The organism is Methylobacterium oryzae (genome assembly GCF_036441375.1).
In the GTDB taxonomy this organism is placed as follows: Bacteria; Pseudomonadota; Alphaproteobacteria; order Rhizobiales; family Beijerinckiaceae; genus Methylobacterium; species Methylobacterium oryzae_A.
On record NZ_MLCA01000015.1, the window covers coordinates 226,236 to 235,193 of the forward strand.

Annotated in this window: 5 protein-coding genes; 1 reads left to right on the forward strand and 4 read right to left on the reverse strand. The window is 70.9% G+C overall.

From position 1 onward, the window contains the following. Positions 1–39 precede the first annotated feature (39 nt). The 4 genes from MOTC310_RS29135 to MOTC310_RS29150 all read right to left on the reverse strand — a co-directional run bounded on the left by MOTC310_RS29135 (position 40) and on the right by MOTC310_RS29150 (position 6,207). Positions 40–3,228 carry an efflux RND transporter permease subunit gene (locus tag MOTC310_RS29135; RefSeq protein ID WP_331304283.1) on the reverse strand — a complete coding sequence of 1,063 codons (3,189 nt, stop codon included), beginning with the start codon at positions 3,226–3,228 and terminating at the stop codon, positions 40–42. 151 nt (positions 3,229–3,379) lie between these two features. Beyond that, the gene (locus MOTC310_RS29140) at positions 3,380–4,546 is read right to left on the reverse strand and encodes an efflux RND transporter periplasmic adaptor subunit (protein ID WP_473753952.1); all 1,167 of its coding nucleotides are present in this window, start codon (positions 4,544–4,546) and stop codon (positions 3,380–3,382) included. A 64-nt stretch (positions 4,547–4,610) separates the two neighbouring features. Beyond that, positions 4,611–4,889, reverse strand: a complete 279-nt coding sequence (locus MOTC310_RS29145; RefSeq protein ID WP_331304285.1) for a hypothetical protein — start codon at positions 4,887–4,889, stop codon at positions 4,611–4,613. Between the two features lie 802 nt (positions 4,890–5,691). Further along, positions 5,692–6,207: a hypothetical protein gene (locus MOTC310_RS29150; protein ID WP_331304286.1), complete on the reverse strand. Its 516-nt coding sequence runs from the start codon at positions 6,205–6,207 to the stop codon at positions 5,692–5,694. 997 nt (positions 6,208–7,204) lie between these two features. Here MOTC310_RS29150 and MOTC310_RS29155 point away from each other — a divergent pair. After that, positions 7,205–8,958, forward strand: a 1,754-nt coding sequence (locus MOTC310_RS29155) for a transglycosylase domain-containing protein (protein WP_419539973.1), incomplete at its 3' end; no start/stop codon positions are given.

The following is an 8,958-nucleotide window of genomic DNA, read 5'->3' on the forward strand; positions in this document are numbered from 1 at the left end:
AGACCCGTCGCGGGGCCGCTCGCACGCCCGCGCTCCGGCTCACGCCGGCCCGGTCTCGGGCGATCTCCCGGCCGTGGGCGGGTCCGCGACCTGTCCGGGTTGCGCCCCGCGCGCGCGGCGCTCCTCGATGCGCTGCAGGATCACGTAGAAGGACGGCACGAACAGCACCGCCAGGCAGGTCGAGGCGAGCATCCCGCTGAACACCGTGATGCCGATCGACTTGCGCGCCGCGGCCCCGGCTCCGGAGGCGGTGACGAGGGGCAGGACCCCGAGGATGAAGGCGAAGGAGGTCATCAGGATCGGGCGGAAGCGCAGCCGCGCCGCCTCCACGGCCGCGGCCGCGCTGTCGAGCCCGGCCTGCCGCTTCTCGCGGGCGACCTCGACGATCAGGATGGCGTTCTTGCTCGCCAGCGCGATCAGCAGGATCAGGCCGATCTGCGTGTAGAGGTTGTTGGCGACGCCGAGCAGCAGCAGCGCCCCGACCGTGCCCAGCAGCGCCAGCGGCACGCCGAGCAGGACCGCCAGCGGCAGGATCCAGCTCTCGTACTGGCCGGCCAGGACCAGGTAGACGAGGAGGATGGCGAGCCCGAACACGAGGTAGATCTGCGCGCCGACCGCCTTCTCCTGGTACGACATCGCCGTCCAGTCGTAGCCCGTGCCCGGCGGCAGCACCTTGGCGGCGATCTGCTGCATCAGGTCCAGCGCCTGCCCGGAGCTGAAGCCCGGCGCCGCCCCGCCCACGATCGTGGCCGTCGGATAGAGGTTGTAGAGGATGATCAGGGACGGGCCCTGGACGGACTTGATCTCCACGACGGTGCCGAGGGGCACCATCACGCCGTTGCCGGCGCGCACCTTCAGGTTCTCGACGTCCTCGGGGCGGAGCCGGTAATCGGGCGCGGCCTGCACGTAGACCTGGAAGGTCCGGCCGAACTTGTTGAACTGCGTGACGTAGGACGATCCCACGTAGCTCGACAGCGTCGAGAAGACCTGCCCGACTGTCACGCCGAGCGCCTCGGCCTTGACCCGGTCCACCGCGATCGCGATCTGCGGCACGCCGGCCCGGAACGAGGTGTTGAGCTTCCGCAGCCCGGATTGCGCGTTCCCGTCGGCGACGATCGTCCGGGCGAGGCTCTCCAGCAGGGGGTAGTCGAAGTCGCCGTTGCGCAGCTCGATCTGCATGGTGAAGCCGCTGGCGTTGCCGATGCCCTGGATCGGCGGCGGGATGAGCACGAAGGTGGCGGCGTCCTCGACCCCCTCCAGCATCCCGTTGAAGCGCTCGTAGAGGCTGCGCAGATCCTGGCCCTTCTCCTTGGCCCGGACGTCCCAGTTCTTGAGAACCACGTAGGCGACGCCGGCATTGGGCAGGGTGGCGCTGGAATCGAGGACCGAGATGCCGCTGATCGAGAGCACGTTGTCGACGCCCGGCGTCGCCTTCGCCTGGGCGCTGATCCGCTGCATCACCGCGTCGGTGCGCTCCTTCGAGGCCCCGTCGGGCAGCTGGGCCCCGATGAGGACGTAGCCCTGATCCTCGGTGGGCAGGAAGGCGGTGGGCAGGCGGGTCAGCCCCCAGCCGGCGAGCCCGATCAGCAGGAGCGCCGCGGCGACCATGAGGCCGCTGCGCCGGACCATGTGGGCGATCAGCCGGGCGTACCAGCCCTCGAGGACGCCGTAGACTCGGTTGAAGCCGCGGTAGAAGACGTTCCGCTTCTCCGGCGGCACCGGCTTGCGCAGCCACAGGGCGCACTGGGTCGGCTTCAGGGTGGCGGCGTTGACCGCGCTGATCAGCGCGGTGGCGGCGATCACCAGGGCGAACTGCTTGTAGAGCTGCCCGGTCAGGCCGGGCAGGAACGCGGCCGGCACGAACACCGACATCAGCACCAGGGTGATGCCGATGATCGGGCCGAACAGCTCCTCCATCGCCTTCTCGGCCGCCGCCCGGGGCGAGAGGCCCTCGTCGATGTGGTGGGACACCCCCTCGACGATCACGATGGCGTCGTCCACCACGATGCCGATGGCCAGCACGATGGCGAACAGCGTCGAGAGGTTCACGCTGAAGCCCATCGCCGCCATGGCCGCGAAGGCGCCGATGATCGTCACCGGCACCGTCGTCGCCGGCACCAGCATGGCGCGCCAGTCCTGGACGAAGACCAGGATGACGATCAGGACCAGCGCGGCCGCCTCGAACAGCGTCCTGTAGACCTCGTGGATCGAGGCCTGCACGAACTCCGTCGTGTCGAACGGGATGGCGTAGACGAGGCCCGGCGGGAAAGTCTTCGCGAGCTCGGCCATCCGCGTGCGGACCGCGTTCGCCACCGTCAGCGCGTTCGCCTCGGGCAACTGGTAGATGCCGATGCCGGCGGCGGGCTGCCCGTTCAGCGTGAAGGACTGGCTGTAGGTCTGCGCGCCGAGCTCGACCCGGCCGACGTCGCGCAGGCGGGTGATGCGGCCGCCGTCCTGCGCGTCCGCCTTGATGACGATGTTCTCGAAGTCCGCGGCGTTGTTGAGCCGCCCGTTGACGTTGAGGGTGTACTGGAAGTCCTGTCCGGCCGGGACCGGCGGCATCCCCACGGCGCCCGCGGTGACCTCCTGGCTCTGCTGCTGCACGGTGTTGATGATGGCCTCGGGGGTGAGGCCCCTTGCCTGCACCAGATCGGGGTCGAGCCAGATCCGCATCGCGTACTGGCCGGCGCCGAACACCGTGACGTTGCCGACGCCGGGCAGCCGGGCCAGCTCGTTCTGCACGTTGATGACGCCGTAATTCGACAGGAACAGGCTGTCGAACTGCCCGTCGGTGGCCGACAGCGTCACGAATTGCAGGACCGCGGTGGATTTCTTCTGGGTCGTGACGCCCTGGACCTGAACCGCCTGCGGCAGCGACGACATCGCGATCGCGACGCGGTTCTGCACCAGCACCTGGGCCTGATCGCCGTCCGTCCCGATCGCGAAGGTGACGGTGAGCGTGTAGGTGCCGTCGCTCGCGCTTGTCGACTGCATGTAGAGCATGCCCTCGACGCCGTTGACCTGCTGCTCGATCGGCAGCGCCACCGTGTCGACGACCGTGCGGGCGCTCGCGCCCGGGTAGCGGGTGGTGACCTGGACCGTCGGCGGCACGACGTTGGGATACTGGGACACCGGCAGGTTGAAGAGCGACACCGCGCCGATCAGCACAATGACCAGGGCCAGCACGTTGGCCAGGACCGGCCGCTCGATGAAGAAGCGCGAGATCATGCCGGGGCCCTCGGTGTCGGCGTCTCAGGAGCGTCCCGTCGCACCGGCGGGACGCGGCTTGGCGGATACCGGCCCCCGCTTCGGGGAGGATCGGTGCCTCGGACCCCGGGCCGCGTCGGCGCTGCCGGGTCCTGCGGCCGATGTCTCACCGCTAGAGCGGCGGCGTCTCGGATGAGGCTTCGGCCAGAGCCGCCTTCTGGGGGGCGACCTTGGCCCCGGGTATCGCCCGCTGGATGCCGTCGGTGACGACCCAGTCGCCGGGCGCGAGCCCCGTCTCGATCACCCGGTAGCGCCCGTCGCGCGGGCCGAGCGTCACCACCCGCTGCGAGACCGTGTCGTCGGCCCCGACCGTGAGCACGTAGCTGCCCTGCTGGTTCGTCCCGATGGCGTCCTCACGGACCAGCAGCGCCTTGTCCTGGCGCCCGACCGGGACCCGGACCCGCACGAACAGGCCCGGGAGGAGCGCGTGATCGCCGTTCTCGATGAGCGCCCGGGCCATCAGCGTGCCGGTGGACGGGTCGACCTGCGGCGCGAGGTAGTCGAGCTTGCCGGTATGCGGGTAGCCGGTCTCGGTCTGGAGGCCGATCTCCACCGGGATCTTGGACAGATCGCCCAGCGTCCGCTGCGTCGCGAGCAGGTGCTGCTTGACCAGCAGCACCTGCTGCTCGCTGACGTTGAAATAGACGTAGAGCGGATCGATGCGCACGAGCTGCGCCAGCTTGGTCGGTCCGCTGATGCCGACGAGCGCCCCGACATCCGCCAGGTGGTTGGTGACCACGCCGTCGAAGGGCGCGGAGACCTGCGTGTAGCCGAGATTGATGGCGGCGATGTCGAGATTGGCCTGCGCCTCCATCACGGCGGCGCTGGCTTGGTCCTGCTTGGTCTTCGCGTCCTCGACGCGCGCCTGCGAGGCGAATTCCTGCCGACCCAGCGTGGCTTGGCGCTGATACTCGGACTGGGCGTTCGCCAGGGCGGCCTGCTGCGCCGCCAGGGCGCCCTGCGCCTGCTTGAGCTGCGCCTCGTAGGTGTTGCGCTGGATCGAGAAGAGCGGCGCGCCCTTCTTCACCACGGCGCCGTCCTTGTAGGTGATCGCCTCCAGGAAGCCCTGGACCCGCGCTTCGAGCTCGACGGCCGCGAACGCCTTGGTGTTGCCGGTGAGCTCGAAGTAGCGCGTCACCGTGCGCACGAGCGGTTGCGCGACCGAGACGCTGGGCGGCGGTGGCGGGACGTACTGGTTCGCATCGCGGCATCCCGCGGTGAGTCCCGCGATGGCCACCAGGGCGAGTAGACGGAGGGATCCGGGAAGCTGCAACACGATCGGCACGCTCGGCCCCCAAGCTGGGATCGTTACGGGGCGGTCTTCGACCTCGGTCCTGCCGCGGCTACTGACCGTCCTCGGCCTTGGCTTCCCGGGCGAGGGTCAGGCACTCGAGCAGATCGACGTAGCTGGGCAGGCCGTCGAGCTGGGCTTCCGCCGCGCAGCGTGTCCGGTCGACGCCCGGGAAGCTGGACCACTTCCTCGCCACCTCGGCGCGGGCCGACGCCTCATCCTGGAGGCAGAGCTTCTGCCGACCGGCATCGAGGGTCATCTGCTGCGTCGCCGCCCGGCAGCTGCCTCGAACGTCGAAGACCGGCATCTTGTCCGAGACCGGCGTCGTCAACGCCAGCTCCATCAGTAAGGCGGGGACGGCAAACATCATGATCGGCACACCCGCGCGTCGCGTCGACCGGACGACCCGGTCGATCCTCGATTTGGCGGCCCCGCACGGACGGCGTGCCCTGCGGCAATACAGGTCCGATGCGCAGGACGGGTCCGATTCGGGCGCCTAAGCTGTGTCGATATCATATGTTGCGGGTAAGTCGCTGCAACAAAAATTGTCATCAACCAGGGCGTACTACCGAACTCGGTCGTCTCCCGGCATGTCGGCGGCGTGATTGCTGCGGATTCCGCCAAGATTGTATGATCGATAGAAAATTAGGTAAGATTAATAGGGTACGAAAGTGTTTTGTGTATGAAGCGGATTTATGGAGGGCGTGGAGTGACAGTATAATCGTCCGGTGCTGCGGGCGCCGGTACCGATCTGCGCCAGGCCCGTCGCGGGCAGCGGCTGAGCCATCTCCGCTGCCGGGACCTGCGCCGACGGCTGCCGCCATGCAAGCCCGAGCGGCCTTGCCGACCTGGGCGGACGATCCCGGCCACCGCGCGGCCGAGGGCCTTCTCGGCGGCTACTTGTCGGCGGCGTTCCCGACGGCGTCCTTGGCCTCGCCGCGCTCCTGCTGGCCCGGCCCAGGCGTGCCTGGTCGCGTCCCTCTACCTTCAGAGCCTCGTCCCGTCAGGTTGTCGGCGCGGCGCTCGGCGTTGCCGACCGCGCCCGCCGCCGTCGGCGTGTCGTCGGCCAGCGTCGGGCCCGCGCGGCCGAGATCCCGGGGCGGGCGACGCGCTTCAACCCGTTGGACCGCCGCTCAGGCGGCTGTCCGGAACGCCGCGCGCCCGTTGCGGAGGATCGAGATCAGCGCTCCGACGAGGCAGGCCAGGATCGCGCCGTCGAGCACCAGAAGGGTGATCGCCCGGTTCCACAGCCGGTCGAGGCCGAGATCGGTGGTGACGAGCTCGGGATGCGCCGGGTCGGCCATCACGCCGATCGTGTAGTCGCCCGCGTGCAGGCCGGTGAACACGTAGTTCACCCGGCGGGTCGCGCCGCCCTGGGGCGTGCGCAGCGAGAGCGTCGCGTCGCAGATGTGGATGACGAACTTGGTGCTGCACTTGCCGTCGCTCACGCGGGCGTTCGGGACGGGCTGGGCGGCCTCGCGGACCTGCCAGTCCGAGATCAGGACGGGCGCCGTGTAGATGGCGGTGGCTGCCAGGATGCCGCCGAACAGCACGAAGCCGAACAGCACCCCGAGGATGACGGTCCAGCTCGTGCGGTCGGGCGGCAGGCGCAGTTTCTCGACGGTCTCGGTCTTCGCAGGTGATCCCATATGATCCTCAAGCAGGCTGCGCTTCGGGAGGGACGACGCCGGTGGCGACGGTCGCGCTCGGAGCGCGCCCGGCCAGGACTCGGCGGGCGTGGTGCGCGGCCTGATAGCGGGCGATCAGGTCGGCGAAATCCTGCGGCTTCATCCCGCGCGGCAGCCCGACTGTCAGGGTCACGATGCGGCGCTTCGGATCGAGCTTCACGGGGTGCCGCCCCGGGGTGCGCTCCGGCCAGTCCGCGCCCGGCGGCAGCAACAGGCGGGTGACGATGCCGCCGCGGCTCAGCGCCATGTCGAGATCGGCGACAGCCTCCCAGGGGATTACCCTGTCGAGGCCGGGCGTCGTCAGCCCCGCGGGGCTCAGGATCAGGGCGATCGGCTCGCCCCGCGACAGGACCAAGACGCCGGCCCCGCCCAGGAGGGTCCCGAGGGTCAGGGCCACGGCCAGCACGATCCGGGCCTCGTACGGCGACAGTCCCGGGACGCGAAACAGGGCGAGCGCGAGCGCCGCGGCCGCCAAGAGGCCGCCGCCGGCCGCCAGCGTGAGGCCGCGGGCGCGGTGGTTGGCGCGCAGCACCCGGTCCTCGGTTCCGACCTCCGCCGCGGTCGCCTCCAGATGCGCGCGCGCGGCCGCCGCCTGCGCGCGGGCCGCGCCGAGGAAATCCTGCGTCGCGTCCCGGCACAGGCCGGCCGGGTCGGCGAAGAAGGCGTCGAGCTGGTCGCGGGCCTGGGCCGGCGGCGCGGCCCCGGCCGCGGTCAGCAGGTTCGCGTCGATCGCCAGCCCGAGGGCCGCGACGCGGTCGCGGGTCGGCGGGTGGGTATCGGTCGGNGGGCGCGAGCGGCTCCGGCGGATCTCCCGCCCGCCGCCGCCGAGACGGACGCGCGCGCCCTGAACCGGCGACTCCGTCCGACACTCGGCCGCCGGCACCCGGCCCTGCTCGCCGCGGCGGCGCTGATCCTCCTCCCGGCGCTGGCGCTGGCGGGGTACCTGTTCGCGGCCTTCGTGAGCCTGCCGCCGCTCGGCGGCGCCGTGGTCGAGACCGGCCAGCGGGCGATCACCGTGGAGGCGGATGACGGCCGGGTCTTCGCCACGCGCGGCAGCTTCCGCGGCCAGAAGCTCACCGCGGCCGACCTGCCGCCGCATCTCGCCCAGGCGATCGTGGCGATCGAGGATCGCCGCTTCTACAGCCACTGGGGCATCGACCTGCGCGGCCTCGCCCGGGCGGTGTGGCGCAATCTCCGCGGCGGCGGCGTGCGCGAGGGCGGCTCGACCATCACCCAGCAATATGTCCGGCTGACCTCCCTCAACCAGGAGAAGACGCTCTGGCGGAAGGTTCAGGAAGCCTTCCTGGCGCTGCGGGTCGAGTCGACGATGAGCAAGGACGCGATCCTGCTCGGCTACCTCGATTCCGCCTATTTCGGCGCCGGCGCCTACGGCGCGGACGCGGCGGCGCGGCGCTATTTCGGCAAGCCCGCCAAGGCCCTGAACCTGCCGGAATCGGCGATGCTCGCCGGGCTGGTACGGGCGCCCTCGCAGCTCGCGCCGACGCGCAACCTCGGCGGCGCCAAGGAGCGCGCCGACGTGGTGCTCCAGGCCATGGTCGAGACCGGCGCGATCACGCAAGCCGAGGCCGACGCCGCGCGCAAGCAGAGCGTGACCCTGAAGTCGCCCCCCGAGGCGCCGCCGGGCACCAACTACTTCCTCGACATGATCGCGGGCGACGTGAAGCGCCTTGCCGGCACCGACGGCGACATGACGGTGCGCTCGACCCTCAACCTCGACCTGCAGAGCCTCGCCGAGGGCGTCGTGGCCCGCCGCCTCGACAAGGACGGCGCCCGCCGAAAGGTCGGCCAGGCCGCCATGGTGGTGCTGTCGAAGGAGGGCGCGATCCTCGCCATGGTCGGCGGCCGCGACTACGAGGACAGCCAGTTCAACCGCGCCGTCCAGGCCAAGCGCCAGCCCGGCTCCCTGTTCAAGCTCCTCGTCTACCTGACGGCCTACGAGAAGGGCTACACGCCGGAATCCGTGATGGTCGATCGCCCGGTCCAGATCGGCGACTGGCAGCCCGAGAACGACGACGGGCGCTACCGCGGGCCCGTGCCCCTGCGGACCGCCTTCGCGCTCTCGATCAACACCGTGGCGGCCCAGCTCGGGCAGGATGTCGGAATCCCGGCGGTGATCGCCACCGCGCGCAAGCTCGGGATCCAGTCGGACCTGCCCAACGTGCCGAGCCTCGTCCTCGGCTCGGGCGCCGTGAGCCTCCTGGAGATGGCCCGCGCCTACGGCTCGGTCCTGTCCGGGCGCACGCCGCTCGAGGCCTACGGCATCCAGGCGATCCGCGGGGCCGCGCCGCAGCCGCTCTACGTCCGCGCCGAAGCGGGCCCGGGCCCGATGCTGGCGCAGGAGCCGCGCACCATGATGCTCGACTCGCTGCAGGCGGTGGTGGAATCCGGCACCGGCCGCGCCGCGCGGGTGCCGGGCCAGATCATCGGCGGCAAGACCGGCACGAGCCAGGATTTCCGCGACGCGTGGTTCGTCGGCATGACTCCCGACCTCGTGGTCGGGATCTGGGTCGGCAACGACGACGACAGCCCGATGAACCGCATGTTCGGCGGCGAGATGCCGGCCGGGATCTTCCACGACTTCGTCCAGCGGGCCGCGGAGAAGCTCGCGAAGGGCAAGCCCCGGCCCTCGGCGGAGCGGGCCGAGACGGCGCGGGCGCCCGCACCCGCGCCCGCGGCCGAGCCGGCCGCGGT

Bases quoted from the DNA above. Each gene is read 5' to 3' on its own strand.
- MOTC310_RS29135 (WP_331304283.1), bottom strand. From the start codon at position 3,228: ATGATCTCGCGCTTCTTCATCGAGCGGCCGGTCCTGGCCAACGTGCTG.
- MOTC310_RS29150 (WP_331304286.1), bottom strand. From the start codon at position 6,207: ATGGGATCACCTGCGAAGACCGAGACCGTCGAGAAACTGCGCCTGCCG.